We start from the raw sequence: 21769 nt of genomic DNA on the forward strand, positions 1-21769 counted from the left end.
GGAGGATTTCACGCCGAGCCGACATCATCGGGTCGCTCGGCTTCGTGTCGCGCGGTTAACCTCTCCGAGTGATCACCGCCCGCGGACGCCTCGCTCTTGCCGCCGGAGCCGGCGCGCGATGGGCGTCCCGGGTGACCGGTCGGGGGGCCGGCGCCATGATCGGCGGCCTGGTCGCGATGACCCTGGACTCCTCGATCCTGCGCCAACTCGGCACCGGCCGACGATCGGTCATCGTGACCGGCACCAACGGTAAATCGACGACCACCCGGATGACCGCCGCCGCCCTGCGGACCATCGGCGCCGTCGCCACCAACGCCGAAGGCGCCAACATGGACGCCGGCCTGGTGGCCGCGCTGGCCGCCGACCGTACCGCCGGGCTCGCGGCGCTCGAGGTCGACGAGATGCACGTGCCGCATGTCTTAGATGCCGTCGAGGCCGCAGTCGTCGTGTTGCTCAACCTGTCCCGTGACCAACTGGACCGGGTCGGCGAGATCAACGTGATCGAGCGCCGGCTGCGGGCCGGCCTGGCCGCACATCCGCAGGCCGTCGTCGTCGCCAACTGCGACGACGTGTTGATGACCTCGGCCGCGTACGACCACACAAGAGTGGTTTGGGTGGCCGCGGGCGGCAGCTGGGCGGCCGACTCGGTCAGTTGCCCGCGCAGTGGTGAGGTGATCGTCCGCGACCAAGGCCACTGGTATTCGACCGGCGCCGACTTCAAACGCCCCAGCCCGCAGTGGTGGTTCGACGACGAAAACCTTTACGGCCCAGACGGATTGGCGCTGCCGATGCGACTGGCGCTGCCCGGCACGGTGAACCGGGGCAACGCCGCCCAGGCGGTGGCGGCCGCCGTCACGCTCGGCGCCGATCCGGTGGCCGCGGTGGCCGCCGTCTCCGGTGTCGACGAGGTGGCCGGCCGCTATCGCACCATCCAGGTCGGCTCGCACAACGTGCGCATGTTGTTGGCGAAGAACCCGGCCGGCTGGCAGGAAGCGTTGTCGATGGTGGACAAGGACGCCGCCGGGGTGGTGATCGCGGTTAACGGTCAGGTGCCCGACGGCGAAGACCTGTCCTGGCTGTGGGATGTGCGCTTCGAGCACTTCGAGAACACGGCCGTGGTCGCAGCCGGCGAACGCGGCACCGACCTGGCCGTCCGGCTGGGCTACGCCGACGTCAAGCACACCCTGGTGCACGACACCGTGGCGGCCATCGCGACGTGTCCCCCCGGGCCCGTCGAGGTGGTGGCCAACTACACGGCGTTCCTGCAGTTGCAGCGCAGATTGGCCCGTCATGACTGATTCGACGGTTCGGATCGGCCTGGTGCTGCCCGACGTGATGGGCACCTACGGCGACGGCGGCAACGCGGCGGTGCTGCGACAACGGCTGCGTCTGCGCGGCATCACCGCCGAGATCGTCGAGATCACGCTGGCCGACCCGGTGCCCGACAGCCTCGACCTGTACACGCTGGGCGGAGCCGAGGACTACGCGCAGCGGCTGGCCACCAAGCACCTGATCCAGTACCCGGGACTGCAGCGAGCTGCCGCGCGCGGCGCGCCGGTGCTGGCGATCTGCGCGGCCATCCAGGTGCTCGGCCACTGGTACGAGACCTCGGCGGGCGAACGGGTCGAAGGCGTGGGCCTGCTGGATCTGACCACCGCACCGCAGCCGGCGCGCACCATCGGCGAACTGGTCAGCGCACCGCTGCTGAGCGGGCTGACCGCGCCGTTGACCGGTTTCGAAAACCACCGCGGCGGAACGGTTCTCGGCGATGCCGCGGCGCCGCTGGGCGCGGTGAAGAAGGGCGCGGGCAACCGGTTGGGCGATGGCATCGACGGCGCGGTGCAGGGCAGTGTGTTCGCCACCTACATGCACGGTCCATGCTTGGCCCGCAACCCCGAGTTCGCCGATCTGCTGCTGGGCAAGGTGGTCGGTGCGTTGACGCCGCTGGAGTTACCGGAAGTGGAACTGCTTCGCCGCGAACGGCTTCGAGCCTAAGGGTCAGTCACATCAGCCTCGTGGGTCACTTGACCTCGGGATGATGCGCTTTTCATTTCGAGCGCGCATGCGAAATCTCCCGGCGAGGTGATATCGCCGGTGGTGCTCACTTAAAACATCGCCTATTGGGTCAGGCTCGGTGCTGGAGTTGCCCGTGTGACTCACACCATGGCGCGGCGGCCGGTCAGCGCACGTCCCAGCGTCAGCTCGTCGGCGAACTCCAGGTCACCGCCCATCGGCAGCCCGGACGCAATCCGGCTCACGGTCAGGCCGGGAATGTCACGCAGCATCCGCACCAGATAGGTCGCCGTCGCCTCACCCTCGGTGTTGGGATCGGTCGCGATGATCACCTCGGTGATGTCGACGCCGTCCACCTGCTCGCCGATCCGGGTCAGCAACTCGCGGATGCGCAACTGCTCCGGACCGACGCCGGACAGCGGGTCCAACGCCCCACCCAGGACGTGGTAGCGGCCGCGGAATTCACGGGTGCGCTCGACGGCCTGGACGTCCTTGGGCTCCTCGACGACGCACACCAGCGAACCGTCACGGCGGGGATCGGCGCAGATGCGACAGCGCTCGTCGTCGGAGACGTTGCCGCAGACCGCGCAGAACCGCACGCCGTTGCGGACCTTGGCCAGCACCGCCGTGAGCCGGTCGATGTCCGGCGGTTCGACAGACAGCAGATGGAAGGCGATGCGCTGCGCGCTCTTCGGCCCGATACCCGGCAATTTGCCGAGCTCGTCGATCAGATCCTGGACCGGTCCTTCGAACATCGCTGGTCGATCACATACCCAGCGAGCCCATGCCGCCGGCCAGCGGACCCAGCTGCTCCTGCGCCATGGTGGTGACCTGCTTGGAGGCGTCGGCCAGCGCGCCGACGATCAGATCCTGCAGGGTCTCAACGTCTTCGGGGTCGACGACCTTGGGATCGATGTTCACCGACACCACCTCACCGCTGCCTTTCACGGTCACCTTCACCAGACCGCCACCGGCCGCGCCGTGCACCTCGGTGTTGATGAGTCGCTGCTGGGCAGCCATCAGTTGTGCCTGCATCTGCTGCGCCTGGGCAAGCAGCGCCGACATGTCGGGCTGGCCTCCGGGTTGCATGACGGTCCCCTTGCGTCTTGGTCTCGACTTGGTGTCGCCTGCGCTGTGCGGGCGGTTCGAAGTTCCCAGCGTAGACGCCACCGGGCTAACGTGGCGGCGTGCGCACACCTCATCGCCTGCGTGTCGGGACCGCCGCCGCGTTGGCGGCCGTCGGCGTCCTCACTGTCGGCAACGTCGCGCCGACCACTCCGATCGCGAAGGCCGTCCCGGGCAACATCGCCGGGATGATCGTGTTCCTCGATCCCGGTCACAACGGTGCCAACGACGCGTCGATCAGCCGTCAGGTGCCCACCGGTCGCGGCGGCACCAAGGACTGCCAGGCCAGCGGCACCACCACCAACGACGGCTACCCGGAGCACACCTTCACCTGGGACACCACGCTGCGCATCCGTGCCGCGCTCAACGCGCTGGGCGCGCGGACGGCCATGTCCCGCGGCAACGACAACGCGATCGGCCCATGCGTCGACGAGCGCGCCGCGATGGCCAACGCCCTGCACCCCAACGCCGTCGTCAGCATCCACGCCGACGGCGGGCCGGCGGGCGGCCGGGGCTTCCACGTCAACTACTCAGCGCCGCCGCTCAATGCCGCGCAATCCGGCCCCTCGGTGCAGTTCGCCCGTGTCATGCGCGACCAGATGCAGGCTTCGGGCATCCCGCCGGCCAGCTACATCGGCCAGGACGGCCTGTACGGGCGCTCGGACCTCGCCGGTTTGAACCTGGCGCAGTATCCGTCCGTGCTGGTCGAGTGCGGAAACATGAAGAACGCGACCGACGCGGCGCTGATGGAAAGCCCGCAGGGCCGTCAGCAATACGCCGACGCGGTGGTCAAGGGCATCTCCGCGTTCCTGGGCGGCCAGCCCGCCGCGGGCTAGTCTTCGATTTCCTTTTTAAGGTTCTCCAGCACCTCGGCCTGAATCTTCTTCAGTCCCAACGGCGCGAACGTCTTCTCGAAGAATCCCTTCACGCCGCCGGCACCTGTCCACGTAGTGGTCAGGGTGACGCTGGATCCCGCCGGTCCGGCGGGCGCCACCGTCCAGTTGTTCACCATGCTCGAGTTGGCGTCCTTCTCGATCACGGCGTGGCCGGCGACGTCGACGTCGGCCTGCACATCGCGCACGCGGGACTTGGTGGCTTGCAGCTTCCAGCGGGCGACGGTTCCCTGCCCCTGGCCGCCCTGGAGCACCTGGTAGTCGCGGTAGTGCGACGACAGGATCTTGGGCCGCACATTCCGGTAGTCACCGACGGCGGACAGCACGGTTGCTGGCTCAGCGTTGATCAGGATCGTGCTGGCTGCACTGACGTGTCCCATTAGGCGAAGCTCCTCTACGCGGGCGATTATCGGCAACCAGCGTATCGCCCGCCTATGCGCTGCGGCGGATCAGCTCGGTATCGACGTCCTGCAACCGGGACGATGCCGCCCGCTTACCCAGGCTCAGCCGAAATCCTCTGGGCTTCAGTGTGATTGATTCGGAGATCCGCAACCGGTAGTCCTTCTCTGGTGTCAGGTCGTAGCGGTGCAGGATCATCCCCAGCGCCAACACTGCCTCGTGCAGGGCGAACTGGCGACCGATGCAGGCCCGCTGCCCGGTCCCGAACGGCTTGTAGGCATGCGCGCGGTTCTTGGCCCGACCGGGCGCGAACCGGTCGGGATCGAAGCGCTCCGGGTCAGCCCAGACCTGCGGGTCGCGCTGGACCAGGGGCAGTACCACCAAGACCCACTGGCCTTTCCTGATCCGGTACCGACCGCCCAGCACGGTGTCTTTGCGGGCGACCCGCAGATAGCCGGGAGCCGTCGGCCACAGTCGTAACGACTCGTCGAGTACCGCCCGCACATAGCGCAGCTTTGCGATGTCGGCGTAGGCCGGTTCGGGGTTGTCGGCGTCACCCCATACCGCATCGACTTCCGCTTTGGCCCGCGCCAGTACGTCCGGGTTCTGGGTGAGGTAATGCAGCGCGAAAGCCATTGCACCCGAGGTGGTCTCGTGGCCGGCGACGATAAAAGTGATGACCTGCTGGCGAATGTTGTCGGGATCCAGTCGGTGTCCGGTCTTGGGATGCGTGGCATTGAGCATCAGGTCGAGAAGGTCGTTGGCCCCGGTTCGGGCGCCGTCCTGGCGTGCGCGGATGACGTCATCGACGATGCGCGTCATCACGGCTCCGGACCGCAGCAGCAGTGGACGGACCAGCCGTGCCAGCGGTGGGACCGTCGACCAGTTGGCGTATTGCAACGTCCGGTTCATCGCGGAGACGAAGGGATGCGGCATGCGGCGGTCGAACGAACCGAACCGGTAGCCGAACCCGGCACGCCCGATGGTTTCCAACGCGAGCCGAGTGGTGTCGTCGGTGACATTCACCGTCCGCCCGCTGTCGGCCGCGCCGTCCCAGCGGTCCAGCAGTTCGCGGATAACGGTGAGCATGACGGAGTGATAGCCCTGCATCGCCTCGCGGGTGAACCCCGGCATGAGGATGTCGTGCGCCAGGCGCCAGTTGGGATGGTCGGTCTCGACGGTGATCAAGCCGTCTCCGATGATCGGGCGCAGCGGCGCGAGATGATGACCGACGTATTTGCCGAAGCGGGTTTCGTCGTGCACTTCGGTGACCAGATCGATCCCGCTCACCGCGATCATCTCGGTTCCGAAGATCTTCCGGACCGAGATCGGGCCCAGTTTCCGGGTCTGTGTCAGCGACGACTGGAACGGGGTGCGGGGGTTCAAACCGAGGACATCACCCAGGAAAGGTAGTCGACGGGGTGGATGCGGGAGATCCGAGCTCTCGAAGTATCTGCGGCTATCCAGCACAATTGCGTTCCGTAGGCCCACCGATGATTCGGGTGCCCACATACCCGAAATGGTCATAACACGAGCTTCACATACTTTTTGACTGTATTAGTAGGTCCATGGCTACTTGTGGTCTATCTGACAGTCAAAAATAAGGAATTTCAGCCATTACGTCTGGCTTGCCAGACGTATGGTCTGACGATCTCGACGCGAGCTTGGTCAGCCGTTGTCGATGCGGCGCGCGCCCAACTCGCTCTGCAGTAGCTCCAACGCGGCCTCTTCGGGGTCGCGGCGGGGGGCCGACGGGTCGTCGTGGCCGGCCTCGGCGAGCATGCTCTCCTCCTCGGCCCGCTGCGCGGACTCCGCGTCGGCAGGTGCCTCCTCCGGCGCAGGTGGCGGCGGAACCACCCTGCGGGCCGGACGCTCGACCGGGCGCGACGGCGCAATCGGTGCCTCGGGCACTGGGCTCGGGTCGCCTGCCTCACACCGCACCCGCCAGTCGACACCGAGCGCATCCTTGAGCGCCTCGGCGATGACGTCCGCGTTGCGCTGTTCCGACAACCGCTTGGCCAGCGGCGCCGACTCGTGAACCAGCACCAAGGTGTTGCCTTCGACCGCGCGGACCGTGGCACCGGCCAGCATCACCTCGGTGGTTCTGCTGCGTTGGCGCACCTTGTCGCGCACCGTCGGCCACAGGGTGCGGACCGCGGCCGCATTCGGTTCGGCCGAGCCAGCGGTCGGGGCCTCGTCGGCCGGTCTGGGCTCGGCGGGGAGCTCCGGTGACGGCTCGGGGACCGGCACCGGTGTAGGTGCGGGCGCGGCCACGTCGGCGGGCGGCGCCGCGGGCTCCGAACGCCGTGCCGGCGCCGGCCGCTCTGGCATCTCGGCGTTCGGAATGGACATGTCCAGCCGGGTTTCTATCCGCTCGACACGTTGCAGCAGAGCCGATTCGGCATCGCTGGCCGACGGCAGCAGTAACCGCGCGCAGATCACCTCGAGCAGCAGACGCGGCGCTGTTGCGCCGCGCATCTCGGTCAGTCCGGCGTGCACGACTTCGGCGTAGCGGGTCAGCGTGGCGCGGCCGATCCGGGCCGCTTGCTCACGCATCCGCTCCAGGACGTCTTCGGGCGCGTCGACCACACCACGGGAGGTGGCATCCGGAACTGCTTGCAGCACAAGCAGATCGCGGAACCGCTCGAGCAGATCGGTGGCGAATCGCCGGGGATCGTGACCGGCGTCGATCACCGATTCCACCGCCCCGAACAACGCCGCCGCATCCGCGGCGCCCAGCGCGTCGACAGCCTCGTCGATCAGGGCCACGTCGGTGGCACCCAGCAAGCCGAGGGCGCGTTGGTAATGCACCCTGTTGCCGTCGGCGCCCGCGAGCAGCTGATCGAGCACCGACAACGTGTCACGTGGCGAACCACCACCGGCCCGGATCACCAGCGGGTAGACGGCGTCGTCGACGACCACGTCCTCCTGGGCGCAGATCCGTTCGATCAATCCGCGCATGGTCCGCGGCGGCAGCAGCCGAAACGGGTAATGGTGCGTGCGCGAGCGGATCGTCGGCAGCACCTTCTCCGGCTCAGTCGTGGCGAACACGAAGATGAGGTGCTCGGGTGGCTCCTCGACGATTTTGAGCAGCGCATTGAATCCCGCCGTGGTGACCATGTGCGCCTCGTCGACGATGAACACCCGGTAGCGCGACTGAGCCGGCGCGTAGAACGCGCGGTCGCGCAATTCACGGGTGTCGTCCACACCGCCATGGCTGGCCGCGTCGAGTTCGACGACGTCGATGCTGCCGGGCCCGTTGGGCGCCAAGCCGACGCAGGAGTCGCACACCCCGCAGGGCGTGGCCGTCGGCCCCTGCTCGCAGTTCAACGAGCGGGCCAGAATACGCGCCGACGATGTCTTGCCGCAGCCCCGCGGACCGGAGAACAGGTACGCATGGTTGATTCGGCCCGCCGTCAGGGCGGTGGACAGTGGCTCGGTGACGTGTTCCTGTCCCACCACTTCGGCGAAGGTCGCAGGGCGGTACTTGCGGTAGAGAGCCACGGCTGCCAAGGCTACCCAGCCCGACCGACGATGCGAACCCGCGAGGGTTCGTTGAGGAGGCGGGCAATCGGCCCAGTCGCCGACGCCGGCCTAGGCGCGGTTCAGCAGCGACTCGGTCGCGGCGAGCAATGTGCACGTCGCCAAGCCGTCGATCGCATCCCGCAGATCGGACTCCGGCGGGAACGTCGGAGCGATCCGGATGTTCTTGTCATCCGGGTCTTTGCGGTACGGGAACGACGCGCCGGCCTCGGTGACGGCGATGCCGGCGTCCTTGGCCAGCGCGACGGTGCGCTTCGCGGTGCCCGGCAGCACGTCGAGGCTGATGAAGTAGCCGCCCTCCGGCTCGTTCCAGGAGGCGACCTTCGACTCACTCAGCCGCTTGTCCAAAATCTCCAGTGCCAGCGCGAATTTGGGCGCCAGCAGCTGCTGGTGCCGCAGCATCTGTAATCGCACACCGTCGGCGTCGCCGAAGAAGCGCAGATGCCGCAGCTGGTTGATCTTGTCGGGGCCGATCGACTTCTTGCCGGCGTACTGCAGGTACCAGGCGATGTTGCCCAGCGATCCGCCGAAGAAGCTGACGCCGGCGCCGGCGAAGGTGATCTTCGACGTCGACGCGAAGACGTACGGGCGGTTCGGGTTACCCGCGGCGGCCGCCAAGCCCAGTACATCGATCGGACGGGGGAAGTCCAGCGTCAGGGTGTGCACGGCGTAAGCGTTGTCCCAGAACAACCGGAAATCGTTTGCGGCTGTTTGCATTTGAACAAGCCGGCGGACCGTCTCCCACGAGTAGCTCAAGCCGGTGGGGTTGGCGAACACCGGGACCGCCCACAGGCCTCTGATGGCCGGATCGACGGCGACCAGTTCCTCGATCATGTCGACGTCCGGACCGTCCTCATGCATCGGGACCGGGATCATCTCGATGCCCATGGTCTCGGTGATGGCGAAGTGGCGGTCGTAGCCCGGCACCGGGCACAAGAACTTGACCCCGTCGGGCTCCTGCACCCAGGGCCGCGGCGAATCCACGCCGCCGTAGAGCATCGAGAACGCGACGACGTCGTGCATCAACTCGAGGCTGGCGTTGTTGCCGGCGATCAGATTGGCCACCGGGATGCCGAGCAACTCGCCGAAGATGGCCCGCAGTTCGGGCAGCCCGTGCTGCCCGCCGTAGTTACGGGTGTCGGTGCCCTCGCCGTCGCGGTAGTCGGACCCCGGCAGACTCAGCAACGCGTTGGACAAATCCAACTGCTCGCTGCACGGCTTGCCGCGGGTCAGGTCGAGGGACAGTTTTTTGGCCTGCAGGTCGGAGTAGTCCTGCTGGTGGCGTTCATGCAACGCCGTGAGGTCGGTACGGCCTAGGGAGCTGAACGAGCCGTACGACACTGTCCGCCTTTCACTTCTGACGTGTGATTGGGGACCCCGCGCACCCGTCAGAGCCCATTGACCCTTGCTGCCTTCCGGCCCTGGGGGAGTTCACAGGATGGACGCCGCGCGGGGTCCACCGAGAGTCTAGTACCCGAGGTGACGCTGATCGCTCGACCGTCGCCAACTGGGGCTCGGCTACCATTACCGACGGAGGATTCGCCTAGTGGCCTATGGCGCTCGCCTGGAACGCGGGTTGGGTTAATAGCCCTCGCGGGTTCAAATCCCGCATCCTCCGCGCAAAGTCCGGGGGATGACCAGGCTCTATTGATAGGGTCTGGTCGCTTCCGGATCACGAAGCTCGAGGAGGAGCATGGGACGCAGAGTCGCCACACTCTGGCACGCGGCGTTGTCGCTTGCCGCCGGCGTCCTCTACTTCTTCTTCGTGCTGCCACGCTGGCCCGAGCTGATGGGCGACACCTCGCATGCGGTCGGTACCGCGGCCCGGATTGCGGCGGGCGTGCTGATCGCCCTGGCCGCCCTGCCGGTGGTGTTCACCCTGCTGCGATCGCGTAAGCCGGAATTTGGTACACCGGCGCTGGCTTTGACGCTGCTTACCGCGTCGGTCGTGGCCCACGTATTGGCAGGTGTGCTGATTGTCGGCACCGCGATCAGCGAGATCTGGTTGAGCCTGGACAACGTCGGGCAGTGGCTATTCGGCATCTACGGCGCAGCGGCCGCGATCGCGGTGCTGGGCATCTTCGGGTTCTACCTGTCCTCGGTCGCCGAGCTGCCGCCCCCGCCGCCAAAGCCGATCAAGCCGAAGAAGGACAAGAAGGAACGGCGTCGCCGCAAGAAGGACAGCGAAGCCGAAGCCGCCGACGAGATCGCCGCAGCGGACGACGAAGAAACCGAAGCCGCTGACGGGGACGCCGAGACAGCCGACGACAGCCCCGAAGTGGAGTCGACGGCAGTGGAGCCCGAGCCGACCGCTGACGAGGTCCCGGCTACCGAAGCTGCCGACGCTGCCGAAGCCGATGCCGCTACCGCTACCGATGCCGATGCCGATGCCGATGCCGATGAGACCGACGACGACACCGAATCGTCCAGCGGTCTGCGCAACCGGCGCCCGACCGGCAAGGGGTCAGGGACCCACCGGCGACGGCGTTCTCGCCGCGGTGTCGCGGTCGAAGACTGATTCGGTCACATCCAGCCACGACTCGATGAGTCGGCTGACCGCTCCGATGTTGCCGAGCTGACAGTGGTTGCTCGCCTGCTCTGCCGCGGTGAAAACCCGGGTAGTCACCGAGCGCGCGTTGACCAAAGCGTCCGCCTGGCGCCGCAGCTGCCTCAGCGGCACATAGTGGTCGTCGGCGCCGGCCAGTAACAGCACGTCGCCGCGCACGCGCCCGGAGATCTTCCGAGTGCTCATCGCAACCGTCGACTGCAGAAAGTCGTACGGCGTCGCCGTGCCGGTCACGTGCATGCCCTGCTGCAATCCCCACTCCGATACCGGCCTACGGGCAGCCGCGCGGCCGGCGATCGCGTTGACGATGCGGCGTGCCCGCACGGCGAGCAACGCGCGCAACGGAATTCGGACACCGCGACCGATCTGCCGGGCAATCACCTCGAATTCGTCGTCGAGAATGTCGAACGCCACGGCACGGCCGATCCGCGGCTCGAATGCGGCCGCGCGGATCACCAGGCCGCCACCCAATGAGATCCCCACGGCAGCAACATCTTCCAGCCGATAGTGGTCGAGAACAGCGGCCACCGGCCGCTCCCATTCCGGGATCATCGTGAGGCCGTAGTCCTCGAGTGGGGTCCCCTGTCCCGGGCCCTCGAACACGACGATTCGCCGGCCCGCATCGACCAGGCTGGCGATCATCGGAAAGAACTCTTCGACGTAGCTGTCGAATCCACCGAACATCACCACCGTGGAACCGGTTTGATGCTCCGGCCGAAGGTCATAGGCAGGCATGCAGCCCGATCCGAAGGGGATGAGTTCGGGCGTGACATCGTAGGCGGTCCGTATGGCATCAAGGAATCGGGCACGGGTTGCCGGGCGACGCGAATCGGTTGCCAACATGAAGAATTCGGCCGCTCGGTCGTAGTAGGCGGCCGCGATGAGACGGTCAGCTGCACGCGCCCGATCCGCCATTGCCAGGAAGCCGTCGATCAATTCCGGGTAGGCGTGGGCGCGGGCGGCCAACTCGGCCACCTCGTCGATCGCCGACGGGCCGATCCACTGCACCCAGCGGTTGCACTGGAAGTTGATGCTGACGTCGGCGTGGAAGCGATGATAACCGACCGGCGGCGTGGCGCCGGTGCAGTCGATACGGGGTGCGGACGCGTCCATCGCGGGCTCCTATCGCAAGTTGTCTTGCAATAGCATGCACCCGGCCACCGCGTATTGCAAGTGAAGTTGCGATAGTCTTGACGGCGTGACCTCCGGCGTATCGCACCGGCGCGGCGAACATGTCCGCCAGACCGTCTTAGCTTCAGCGCTAGAAGAGTTGGCCGCCAACGGATTTCACGGTGCCACCATCGCCGGGGTCGCCGGCCGGTCCGGGGTGCACGAGACGACGATCTACCGGCGATGGCTGACCCGGGAGAACCTGTTCGTGGCGGCCCTTCTCGAGGGCAGCGCCGACGCGATCCCCGCTCCCGACACCGGCTCGACCCGGGGCGATCTGCTCGCGATCGTCCGTGAAGTCCTCGGCTACGTCGGCTCGCCCACCGGTACGGCACTGTTGCGCGCGGCTCTATTGCCGGCCGACGACACGTATGCCGATGCGCGCAAGGAGTTTTGGACGCAACGACTCGACGCTTTGTCGCCGGTGGTCCAGCGCGGCGTCGAGCGAGGCGACCTGCGAGCCGACACCGACGCCCGGGTGCTGCTGGAGATGCTGATCGCGCCCATCCACGGCCGGCTGCTGCTCACCGGCGAACCCGTCGACGACGACCTCGCCGAACGGCTGGTCGAGTTGGCGCTCAACGGCGCCGCCGCGCCGCCCGGCCAGCGCTGAGAATCCCGTTTCCGGTTTGGCGAATCCCGTTTCCAGTTCGGCCGGGCTTCCCTATGCTGAGCGGGTGCCCAACACATATCGAGTGGTCCAATGGAACACCGGAAACGTCGGCAAGAGCAGCCTGAAGTCGATCGTGACGAACCCGCAACTCGAGTTGGTCGGGTGCTACGCCTGGTCGCCGGAGAAGGTCGGTCGTGACGCCGGCGAACTGGTCGGCATCGCGCCGATCGGAGTCGCCGCGACCAACGACGTGGACGCCCTGCTCGCGTTGAAGCCCGACTGCGTGGTCTACAACCCGATGTGGCTCGACGTCGACGAGTTGGTCCGCATCCTGTCGGCGGGTGTCAACGTGGTCACCACGGCGTCGTTCATCACCGGAGGCAACCTCGGCGACGGCCGCGACCGGATCGTCGAGGCCTGCGAAAAGGGCGGCTCGACGATGTTCGGCTCGGGCGTCAGTCCGGGCTTCGCCGAACTGCTGGCCATCGTCTCGGCGATGGTGTGCAACCGCGTCGACAAAGTCACCGTCAACGAAGCCGCCGACACCACCTTCTACGACTCACCGGAGACCGAGAAGCCGGTGGGCTTCGGCCAGCCGATCGACCACCCGGACCTGCAGGCGATGGCCGCCAAGGGCACCGCCATCTTCGGCGAGGCGGTGCGGCTGGTGGCAGACGCGCTCGGCGTCGAACTCGACGACGTGCGATGCGAGGCCGAATTCGCCCAGACCACAGTGGATCTGGAGATGGCATCGTGGACCATCCCCGCTGGATGCGTCGCCGGCGTTTACATCAGCTGGCAGGGCATCGTCGGCGATCGGACCGTGATCGACCTCAACGTGCGGTGGCGCAAAGGGCAGACGCTCGACCCGGACTGGAAGATCGACGGCGACGGCTGGGTGATTCAGATCGACGGACAGCCCACCGTCACCACCAAGGTCGGCTTCCTGCCGCCGCCGTATTTCGAAGCCACCACCATCGAAGAGTTCATGGATCTCGGCCACATCATGACGTCGCTGCCGACGCTGCACGCGATTCCGGCAGTCGTCGCCGCAGCGCCGGGAATCGCGACCTACACCGATCTGCCGCTGACGTTGCCGCGCGGCGTGGTGTCGATCTAGGTTCGACTGCCCGACTCCTCCTCCCGCCGCACCGCGGCGGGCATCGTCGTCGACCTAGCGCGCCGGGATGTTCTGCAGCTTGCCCTGAAGGTCCGGGCAGTACTGGGCGATGGCGCTACCCAGGAACTGGTACGTCTGCACCTGAGTCGTGCCCCGGGGCAGGTTGTTGGAGAGGAAATGCGCAGCCGCGGCGGCGTCGGGGTCGACTCCCACTCCCAGTCGGTGACAGACGATCTTGGCCAAGTACGGGTTGTAGTCGTGCGGCCCGTAAATACCGAAGTGTCCGATCTGGTTGTCGAAGTCGGTGTCCGGGTCAGCGAACGCCGGCGCAGACATGCCGATCACGGCGGCGACAGCGGCGAGCGCAAAGCCCGCGGACCGCAGTACGTTCATGGCCTTCATGCGGCGAATCGTACCGCTGTAGGTTTCGCGTCCGCTCATCGTCACCGATCCTCCTCGCCTCGCTGAGCCACCAGTGCGAGCTCGCGCTACGGTCGTAACAACCTCCGCGCCCGGTTTCTTCTGGTCGCCTATTCAGATTAGAGTAGCTAAGGTTACCCATAGGCTAATTAGTTGAGCCCCCTTCGCCCCTGGTTAAGGAATTGAAGCACCGATGACGACCACCGAGCCGAGGACCGAGCCGTTGAAGACCCAGGGTTCCGCAGGCACTGAGGGCAAAATGGTGGCCCCTCAGCCGGCGAAACGGAAGAGTTTGCTGAGCCGGTTCTGGCTGATTTTGGTCATCGCAGCCGTGGTCGCGATCTCCGGATCTGTCGTGTACCGACTGCATGGCGTCTTCGGTGTGCACAGCGGCTCGTTCGGCGGCGGCATGGGGGCCGGGGTGCTCGACGAGTTCAACGCCAAGACGATCACCCTGCAGGTCTGGGGCTCACCCGGCAGCACGGCAACCATCAATTACCTCGACGAAAACTCCCATCCGCAGCAGGCTCTCAACGTGCCCTTGCCCTGGAGCACAGTATTGAGCTCGACGAAGCCCGGTATCCCGGCAAATCTGGTGGCGCAAGGAGACGGCAGTTGGATCGCCTGCCAGTTCGTGGTGAACAAACACGACGGAAGCGGTGACGTCATCAAGGCTCCGAATCGCTCGCCCGCTAACGAAAACGTCAACGCGTTCGTCTACTGCCTGGACAAGTCCGCATGAGCGAGCCCACCCAAGCGGCGCCACCACCTGTATCGCAGCCGCTGATACCGCCCTTCCTGCCGCGGATGATCCACAAGCTTGCGCTGCCGATCGTCCTGGTGTGGCTGGGAATTGTTTTCGTCACCAACACCGTGGCGCCTCAACTCGAGGTCGTTTCCAAGAACCACGCGGTGTCGCAAAGCCCCAGAGACGCCGCGTCGTTCCAGTCGATGATGAAAGTCGGATCGACGTTCAAGGAATTCAACTCCGACGCCTCGGCGATGATCTTGCTGGAAGGCGACAAGCCGCTCGGCGCTGAGGCGCACCGTTACTACGACGAAATCGTCAAGCGGGTCGAGGCCGACACGAAGCACGTCCAGCACGTCCAGGACTTCTGGAGTGATCCGCTCACCGCCGCGGGCTCCCAGAGCCACGACCAGAAAGCGGCCTACGTCCAGGTCTATCTTGCCGGCAACATGGGTGGCAGCCTTGCCACCGAATCCTCCGCGGCCGTCCGGAAAATCGTGGATTCGGTGCCCGCGCCGCCCGGAATCAAGGCTTATGTCACGGGGGCCGGTCCGCTGATCGCCGATCAGTCCCATGCCGGCGAGAAAGGCGTCGCGAAAGTCACGTTGGTGACCATTTTGGTGATCATCGTGATGCTGCTGTTCGTCTACCGCTCGATCAGCACCGTGATGATCATGCTGTTCATGGTGTTCGTCGAGTTGCTCGCCGCCCGAGGTGTCGTCGCGACCCTCGGTAACTACGGGATCATGGGCCTGTCCACCTTCGCCAACAACATGTTGGTGCTGTTGGCGATCGCCGCCGGCACCGACTACGCGATCTTCATCATGGGTCGATATCACGAGGCCCGCAGCCTGGGTGAAGACAGGGAGCAAGCCTTTTACACCATGTTCCACGGCACCGCGCATGTCGTGCTGGGTTCGGGCCTGACCATCGCCGGCGCGATGTACTGCCTGAGCTTCTGCCGGTTGCCGTACTTCCAGACCATGGGTGTGCCCTGCGCGGTCGGCATGCTCGTCGCGGTCTTCGCGGCGTTGACCCTCGGACCGGCGGTGCTGACGGTCGCCACATTCTTCAAGCTGCTCGACCCGAAGCGGGTATTGCAGACCAGGGGCTGGCGCCGGATCGGCACCGCCGTCGTCCGCTGGCCTGCCCCCATCCTGGCGGTGACGATCGGCGTCGCCCTCGTGGGTCTGCTTGCTCTGCCCGGCTACAAGACGGACTACGACACCCGCCACTTCCTGCCGCCGGAGACCCCTGCCAACGTCGGCTACGCCGCCGCCGATCGGCACTTCGACCAGGCCCGGCTGAACCCCGAGTTGCTGATGATCGAGACCGATCACGACCTGCGCAATCCGGCCGACTTCATCGTGCTGGACAAGGTCGCCAAAGCGGTCTTCCACATTCCCGGTATCGGCCGCGTGCAGACGATCACCAGGCCGCTGGGCACACCACTCGACCACAGCACCCTCGGCTTCCAGATGGGCGCTCAGGCCGCGGGCCGGATTCAAACCCAGCACTACCAAGAAGAGCAGGCGAAGAACCTGCTGAAGCAAGCCGACGAGCTCCACAAGACGATGGCCACCCTGCATGAGCAGATGGAAACCACCCAAGAGCTCAGCAACACCACCCACGAAACCACCAAGCTCACCAAAGAAACCGTCAAGATCACCGAGGAATTGCGCGACAACATCGCCAACTTCGACGACTTCTTCCGGCCCATCCGCAGCTACTTCTACTGGGAGAAGCACTGCTTCGACATCCCGGCGTGCTGGACGCTGCGATCGATCTTCAACGCGCTCGACGGCATCGACCAGGTGGCCGAGAACATCGAGAATCTGAGTGCGAATCTGGACAAGCTGGACCAGATTCAGCCGAGGCTGGTGGCGCTGATACCGCCTCAGATCGAGAGCCAGCAGCACAACCTCGACACCATCATGTCGAACTACGCGACCACGAAGGGTCTCAACGACCAGGCGAAGGCGCAGTCCGACAACGCCACAGCCCAGGGCGATGCCTTCGACAAGGCCAAGAACGACGACACGTTCTACCTGCCGCCAGAGGCATTCAAGAGCCCGGACTTCGCGCGAGGTCTCAAGCAGTTCATCTCGCCCGACGGCCACGCCGTGCGGCTGATCATCTCGCACGAAGGCGACCCGGCGACCCCCGAAGGCGTCTCCCATATCGGGCCGATCAAGCAGGCCGTGCACGAGGCGATCAAGGGAACCCCGTGGGAAGGCGCCAAGGTTTACCTCGGCGGCACCGCCGCGACGTACCTGGACATGCACAACGGCTCGAACATCGACCTGTTGATCGCCGGAATCGCTGCCGCCACTTTGATTTTCGTGATCATGCTGGTGATCACCCGGAGCGTGGTCGCGGCCTTCGTGATCGTCGGTACGGTGCTGCTCTCGCTCGGCGCATCGTTCGGCATGTCCGTGCTGCTATGGCAGTACATCCTCGGTGTCAAACTGCACTGGATGGTGCTGGCGATGGCGGTCATCCTGCTGTTGGCGGTCGGGTCGGACTACAACCTGCTGTTGATATCCCGGTTCAAAGAAGAGATCCACGCCGGCCTCAAGACGGGCACCATCCGCGCCGTGGCCGGCTCGGGTTCGGTGGTGACCTCGGCCGGGTTGGTGTTCGCCGCCACGATGGCAACGTTCGCCTTCAGTCCCCTCAAGGTCATGGCCCAGGTGGGAACCACGATCGCACTGGGTCTGTTGTTCGACACCCTGATCGTCCGGTCGTTCATGACACCGTCACTGGCGACGCTGCTCGGACGCTGGTTCTGGTGGCCGCAACACGTGCGCCCGCGCCCGGCCAGCGTCATGCTCCGGCCGTACGGCTCGCGTCCTGCGGTGCGCGAGCTGCTCCACCGCGACGTTCAAGATGAAACCGAGGCCGGAGTAGTCGAGACGGTCTAGTTACCTTGCGCGGCAAGCTGTTACCGTAGCCGTCCATGGGATCTTTGGATGGACGGGTCGCGTTGATCACCGGTGCGGCTCGCGGGCAGGGTCGTGCGCACGCGCTCGCGCTGGCCGCCGAGGGAGCCGACATCGTCGCGGCGGATGCGCCCGGTCCGATGAAGGATCTGACCTATCCGCTAGGCACCGAAAGCGATCTGGCCGAGACGGCCGCGCTGGTGGAAAAGCTCGGCCGCCGCTGCACTCCGATCGCCGTCGACGTGCGCGACCCGGCTCAGGTCGGCGCCGCAGTCAAGCAGACGGTCAAGGACTACGGCAGCCTCGACATCGTGTTGGCCAACGCCGGCGTCGTCAGCACCGGGCCGTTGGAAGATGTCAGCGACGTCGTCTGGCAGCAACTCGTCGACACCAACCTGACCGGCGCGTTCAACACCCTGCGCGCGGCCATTCCGGTGATGCGGCGACAGCGTTTCGGGCGGATCGTGGTGACGTCGTCGATGGGCGGGCGGATGGGCATCCCGGAGCTCTCGGCCTACAACGCCACCAAGTGGGGTGTGATCGGGCTGGCGAAATCCGCCGCGCTGGAGGTCGCCAGGGACGGCATCACGATCAACGTCATCTGTCCGACGACCACCCAGACGCCGATGGTCCAGCCCGAAGGCGGTGACGACATTCCCGACGAACTGGTGCGCCGCATGATGAAGGCCAACCCGATACCGCAGCCGTGGATTCAGCCCGAGGACGTCAGCCGCGGAATCGTCTATCTGGTCACCGATCCCGGGGTGATCTCCGGCAGCGTGCTCGAGATCGGGTTGGGCGGCAGCGCCCGCATTCACTAGGCCTTGGGCAACGGCGCGGTGTTAGCGTCGCGCTCGTCGCCCAGCAGCTCGCGCACCGCGGGGCGTGACCCGTACGGCTGGAGCATGGTGCTCGCCGGCCGGGGCCGCACCTGGATCGGCCACCAGAACCACCGGCCCAGCAACGCGGCGATCGACGGTGTCATGAACGACCGCACGATCAACGTGTCGAACATCAGGCCCAGGCCGATGGTCGTGCCCACCTGCCCGATGATCCGCAGATCGCTGACCACCATCGAGGCCATCGTGAACGCGAACACCAGACCCGCGGACGTGACCACCTTGCCGGTGCCGCCCATGGCGCGGATGATGCCGGTCCGCAGCCCGGCGTGGATCTCCTCTTTGAACCGGGACACCAGCAGCAGGTTGTAGTCCGAACCGACGGCCAGCAGCACGATCACCGACATGGCCAGCACCATCCAGTGCAGTTTGATGCCGAGAAGGTACTGCCATACCAGCACGGACATGCCGAAAGACGCACCCAACGAGATCGCCACCGTGCCCACGATGACCCCGGCAGCGACGAGGCTGCGGGTGATGATCAGCATGATGATGAAAATCAAACAGAGCGAACCGATTCCGGCGATCCACAGGTCGTACTTCGAGCCGTCCTTCCAGTCCTTGAAGGTGGCGGCGGTGCCGGCGAGGTAGATCTTGGAGTTTTCCAGCGGCGTGCCCTTGAGCGATTCCTCCGCGGCCTGCTGGATCGAGTCGACCCGCGCGATGCCTTCGGGTGTCGCCGGATCGCCGCGGTGCGAAATGATCAACCGCACAGACTTGCCGTCCGGCGAGAAGAAGTTGTTCAGCGCGCGCTTGAAGTCCTTGTTCTGGAACACTTCTGGCGGCAGATAGAACGAGTCGTCGTTCTTCGCCTGGTCAAAAGCCTTGCCCATGGCGTTGCCGTTGCTGCTCATGTCGTCCATCTGATTGAAGATCCCGGACATGGTGCTGTGCATGGTCAGCATCATCGTCCGCATGGACTCCATGCTGTCGATCATCGGCGGGAACTCCGCGATCAGCTGCGGCATCAGCGCATCGAGCTGACTGAAATCGCTTGTCAGGACCCGGAATTTCTCACTGATCTCGTCAACACCATCGATGGCGTCGAATGCCGATCGCAAAGCGAAACATACCGGGATGTCGTAACAATGCTTTTCCCAATAGAAGTAGCTGCGAATGGGCCGAAAGAAGTCCTCGAAATTCGCGATGTCGTCGCGCAATTCTTCGGTGACGGCCTGCATTTCCTTTGTCTCGCCGATCATCTTGTGGGTGATGTTGTTGAGCTCGACCATATGGCCGTACATGCGCCGCATCCGATTCATGGTGTCTTCGAGCTCGTCGGCCTGCTTGAGCATGTCGTCCATCCGGGCTTTCTGGAATTTCATCGTCTGTACCTGCCCGGCGTTCTGCATGCTGAGCTGGAACGGAATCGAGGTGTGCTCCATCGCCGTGCCTTCGGGCCGCGTGATGGCTTGCACGCGCGAGATTCCCGGCACCCGGAAAATGCCCTTGGCCAGTTTGTCCAACACCAAGAAGTCCGCCGGATCGCGCAGATCGTGGTCGGCTTCGATCATCATGACCTCGGGCATCAGCCGGGCCTGGGAGAAGTGCCGCTCGGCGGCGTCGTATCCCTGGTTGGCGGCGATGTTGTGCGGGATGTAAAGCCGATCGTTGTAGCTGGTCCGGTATCCCGGCAGCGTCAGCAGGCCGATCAAGGCAACCCCGCATGCGGCGGCAAGGATGGGCAGCGGCCAGCGAACGATGGCGGTGCCGACGCGGCGCCAGCCCTGAGTCCGCATCCGGCGCTTGGGGTCGAAGAATCCGAAGCGGCCGCCGACGACGATCACCGCCGGCGTCAGCGTCAGCGCGACAGCGACCGCGACGATCATGCCCACGGCGCATGGCACGCCGATGGTTTGGAAGTACGGCATCCGGCAAAAGCTCAGGCAGGCAGTGGCGCCCGCGATCGTCAGCCCGGACGCAAGCACGACGTGCGCCACCCCGCGATACGTCGTGAAGAACGCTGTCTCCCGATCGTCGCCGAGCTGACGCTGCTCCTGATAGCGGCCGAAGAAGAAGATGCCGTAATCGGTCCCCGCCGCAATTCCCAGGGATACCAATAGATTAACGGCGAACGTGGATAACCCGATCACGTGGTAGTACCCGAGAAACGAGACGATCCCCCTGGCCGCAGTCAATTCGACGAACACCATGATCAGCAGCACCACGACCGTGAACACCGACCGGTAGACCAGCAGCAGCATGGTGAAGATGACCAGCATCGTCACCACAGTGATTTTGACGATGCTGGTGTTCCCGCTGTGGTGCATGTCGGTGACCAGCGCGGCTGGTCCGGTGACGTACGTCGTCACACCCTTGGGCGCGGGCGTGCGGTTCACGATGTCGCGGACCGCTTTCATCGATGCGTCCGCCAGCGTGGTGCCCTGGTTTCCGGCGAGGTTGATCTGGGTGTAGACGGCTTTTCCGTCGGGACTCTGTGCGCCCGGCGCCGTGATCGGATCGCCCCAGAAATCCTGGATATGCTGGATGTGCGTCGGATCGGCCCGGAGCTGCTTGATCACGTTGTTGTAGTAGATGTGGGCGTCGTCGCCGAGCTTCTGGTCACTTTCCAGGACGAGCATCGCGAAGCTGTCGGAGTCAGATTCCTTGAAGTTCTGACCCATCCGCTGCATCGCCACCACCGACGGCGCCTCGCTGGGGCTCAGCGATACCTGACGTTGCTCAGCGACCTGCTCCAACGGCGGAACAGCGACGCTGACCAGGAAGACGATCGCAATCCAGATCAGGATCACGGCGACCGCGAACCGACGGATCGTGCGTGGCACGAACGGCGGCTTCGCGTGTTCGGTGCTCGACTGCTCGCTGATGGTGCGCCCCCGAGACCGCAGCTCGCTGATCATGCGCCTTTGAGAACGCAGTAGGTGAAGGCGTTCACCTCATTCGAGATCTTCTCGGCCTTCACCACGTCGTCGACGATGATGCGGCAACCGATGCTATTGCTATTTCCTTGAGCAACAAGGTTTCCCATGACTGCTGCCGCTTTTGTCGTCAGCTTGATCGACCACGGGAGCTTCGCCCCGTCGACGCGCTGCGGATCGGCATTCACGTCGAAGTAGCTGATGTCGGCAACCGTGCCGGGCGGGCCGAATACTTCGTAGGTCAGGCGCTTGGGATTGAACGGCTTGCTGTCGTCGGTCGCGCTGTCGGAGTAGGACGGCCGCTTCTCAGAGCCGAAGATGCCGTGGATCCGCCACACGGTGAACCCGCCGAGGGCGACCACTATCGCAATCACGAGCGGTATCCACGCCCGCTCCAGCACCCTGAAAATCGAAATCCCCTTCACCCGTTGCCGTGGTC

The 21769-nt window shown here is 65.4% G+C and carries 19 protein-coding genes, 1 tRNA gene and 1 other RNA gene; 10 read left to right on the forward strand and 11 right to left on the reverse strand.

Features of this window, described 5'->3' with window-relative positions:
- The first annotated feature begins 68 nt into the window (after nucleotides 1–68).
- Together G6N27_RS14535 and G6N27_RS14540 are read left to right on the forward strand one after the other, a co-directional pair.
- Nucleotides 69–1298 (forward strand): Mur ligase family protein, encoded by a 1230-nt coding sequence (locus G6N27_RS14535; RefSeq protein ID WP_163776962.1) that lies wholly within the window; start codon nucleotides 69–71, stop codon nucleotides 1296–1298.
- Nucleotides 1291–1995 carry a type 1 glutamine amidotransferase gene (locus G6N27_RS14540; RefSeq protein ID WP_163776963.1) on the forward strand — a complete coding sequence of 235 codons (705 nt, stop codon included), beginning with the start codon at nucleotides 1291–1293 and terminating at the stop codon, nucleotides 1993–1995. Before G6N27_RS14535 ends, G6N27_RS14540 begins: the two co-directional genes overlap by 8 nt.
- A gap of 161 nt (nucleotides 1996–2156) precedes the next feature.
- Here G6N27_RS14540 and recR read toward each other — a convergent pair whose 3' ends face one another.
- Together recR and G6N27_RS14550 are read right to left on the reverse strand one after the other, a co-directional pair.
- Entirely contained in the window at nucleotides 2157–2768 is a 612-nt protein-coding gene (gene recR / locus G6N27_RS14545) for a recombination mediator RecR (RefSeq protein ID WP_163776964.1), read from the reverse strand.
- 10 nt (nucleotides 2769–2778) lie between these two features.
- Entirely contained in the window at nucleotides 2779–3102 is a 324-nt protein-coding gene (locus tag G6N27_RS14550) for a YbaB/EbfC family nucleoid-associated protein (RefSeq protein WP_163776965.1), read from the reverse strand.
- 140 nt (nucleotides 3103–3242) lie between these two features.
- Between G6N27_RS14550 and G6N27_RS14555 the strand changes: the two genes are divergently transcribed.
- A complete protein-coding gene (locus G6N27_RS14555) occupies nucleotides 3243–3974 on the forward strand; it encodes an Rv3717 family N-acetylmuramoyl-L-alanine amidase (RefSeq protein WP_163781813.1) in 732 nt (243 codons plus the stop codon).
- Here G6N27_RS14555 and G6N27_RS14560 read toward each other — a convergent pair.
- From G6N27_RS14560 to ffs, 5 genes are all read right to left on the reverse strand, one after another.
- Nucleotides 3971–4411 carry an SRPBCC family protein gene (locus G6N27_RS14560; protein ID WP_163776966.1) on the reverse strand — a complete coding sequence of 147 codons (441 nt, stop codon included), beginning with the start codon at nucleotides 4409–4411 and terminating at the stop codon, nucleotides 3971–3973. The genes G6N27_RS14555 and G6N27_RS14560 overlap by 4 nt on opposite strands.
- Nucleotides 4412–4463: 52 nt before the next feature.
- On the reverse strand, nucleotides 4464–5957 hold the full coding sequence (locus G6N27_RS14565) for a cytochrome P450 (RefSeq protein ID WP_232064585.1): 1494 nt from the start codon (nucleotides 5955–5957) through the stop codon (nucleotides 4464–4466).
- A gap of 141 nt (nucleotides 5958–6098) precedes the next feature.
- Complete coding sequence (locus G6N27_RS14570; RefSeq protein WP_163776967.1) at nucleotides 6099–7934, reverse strand: DNA polymerase III subunits gamma/tau; 1836 nt, start codon at nucleotides 7932–7934, stop codon at nucleotides 6099–6101.
- Between the two features lie 90 nt (nucleotides 7935–8024).
- Nucleotides 8025–9314, reverse strand: coding sequence for an aminotransferase class I/II-fold pyridoxal phosphate-dependent enzyme (locus tag G6N27_RS14575; protein WP_163776968.1), 1290 nt, complete (start codon nucleotides 9312–9314; stop codon nucleotides 8025–8027).
- 25 nt (nucleotides 9315–9339) lie between these two features.
- An RNA gene (gene ffs / locus G6N27_RS14580) (signal recognition particle sRNA small type) lies at nucleotides 9340–9434 on the reverse strand.
- 71 nt (nucleotides 9435–9505) lie between these two features.
- Between ffs and G6N27_RS14585 the strand changes: the two genes are divergently transcribed.
- Both G6N27_RS14585 and G6N27_RS14590 read left to right on the forward strand, forming a co-directional pair.
- Nucleotides 9506–9591 (forward strand) — tRNA-Ser (locus tag G6N27_RS14585).
- 75 nt (nucleotides 9592–9666) lie between these two features.
- A complete protein-coding gene (locus G6N27_RS14590; protein ID WP_163776969.1) occupies nucleotides 9667–10491 on the forward strand; it encodes a hypothetical protein in 825 nt (274 codons plus the stop codon).
- Here G6N27_RS14590 and G6N27_RS14595 read toward each other — a convergent pair.
- Complete coding sequence (locus tag G6N27_RS14595; protein WP_163776970.1) at nucleotides 10438–11652, reverse strand: alpha/beta fold hydrolase; 1215 nt, start codon at nucleotides 11650–11652, stop codon at nucleotides 10438–10440. The two genes, G6N27_RS14590 and G6N27_RS14595, sit on opposite strands and share 54 nt — an antisense overlap.
- An 85-nt stretch (nucleotides 11653–11737) precedes the next feature.
- On the opposite strand from G6N27_RS14595, the gene G6N27_RS14600 reads away from it, so the two are divergent.
- Both G6N27_RS14600 and G6N27_RS14605 read left to right on the forward strand, forming a co-directional pair.
- On the forward strand, nucleotides 11738–12322 hold the full coding sequence (locus G6N27_RS14600) for a TetR/AcrR family transcriptional regulator (RefSeq protein ID WP_163776971.1): 585 nt from the start codon (nucleotides 11738–11740) through the stop codon (nucleotides 12320–12322).
- A gap of 64 nt (nucleotides 12323–12386) precedes the next feature.
- The gene (locus tag G6N27_RS14605; RefSeq protein WP_163776972.1) at nucleotides 12387–13442 is read left to right on the forward strand and encodes an NAD(P)H-dependent amine dehydrogenase family protein; all 1056 of its coding nucleotides are present in this window, start codon (nucleotides 12387–12389) and stop codon (nucleotides 13440–13442) included.
- A gap of 54 nt (nucleotides 13443–13496) precedes the next feature.
- Here the strand turns inward: G6N27_RS14605 and G6N27_RS14610 are convergent, their stop codons facing one another.
- Nucleotides 13497–13883, reverse strand: coding sequence for a DUF732 domain-containing protein (locus G6N27_RS14610; protein WP_372513018.1), 387 nt, complete (start codon nucleotides 13881–13883; stop codon nucleotides 13497–13499).
- A gap of 172 nt (nucleotides 13884–14055) precedes the next feature.
- Here G6N27_RS14610 and G6N27_RS14615 point away from each other — a divergent pair, with 172 nt between their 5' ends.
- Genes G6N27_RS14615 through G6N27_RS14625 form a run of 3 tightly spaced genes read left to right on the forward strand, consistent with a single transcriptional unit; the run spans nucleotide 14056 to nucleotide 18373 of the window.
- Nucleotides 14056–14604 carry an MmpS family transport accessory protein gene (locus G6N27_RS14615; RefSeq protein ID WP_163776973.1) on the forward strand — a complete coding sequence of 183 codons (549 nt, stop codon included), beginning with the start codon at nucleotides 14056–14058 and terminating at the stop codon, nucleotides 14602–14604.
- Nucleotides 14601–17534, forward strand: coding sequence for an MMPL/RND family transporter (locus tag G6N27_RS14620; protein ID WP_163776974.1), 2934 nt, complete (start codon nucleotides 14601–14603; stop codon nucleotides 17532–17534). Before G6N27_RS14615 ends, G6N27_RS14620 begins: the two co-directional genes overlap by 4 nt.
- 35 nt (nucleotides 17535–17569) lie before the next feature.
- Nucleotides 17570–18373, forward strand: coding sequence for a mycofactocin-coupled SDR family oxidoreductase (locus G6N27_RS14625; protein ID WP_163776975.1), 804 nt, complete (start codon nucleotides 17570–17572; stop codon nucleotides 18371–18373).
- On the opposite strand, the gene G6N27_RS14630 is transcribed toward G6N27_RS14625, so the two are convergent.
- On the reverse strand, nucleotides 18370–21312 hold the full coding sequence (locus G6N27_RS14630) for an MMPL/RND family transporter (protein WP_163776976.1): 2943 nt from the start codon (nucleotides 21310–21312) through the stop codon (nucleotides 18370–18372). The genes G6N27_RS14625 and G6N27_RS14630 overlap by 4 nt on opposite strands.
- Nucleotides 21309–21731: an MmpS family protein gene (locus G6N27_RS14635; protein ID WP_163781820.1), complete on the reverse strand. Its 423-nt coding sequence runs from the start codon at nucleotides 21729–21731 to the stop codon at nucleotides 21309–21311. The genes G6N27_RS14630 and G6N27_RS14635 overlap by 4 nt, the downstream gene beginning before the upstream one ends.
- Between the last annotated feature and the right edge of the window lie 38 nt (nucleotides 21732–21769).

It is taken from the genome of Mycobacterium cookii (assembly GCF_010727945.1).
Lineage (GTDB): Bacteria > Actinomycetota > Actinomycetes > Mycobacteriales > Mycobacteriaceae > Mycobacterium > Mycobacterium cookii.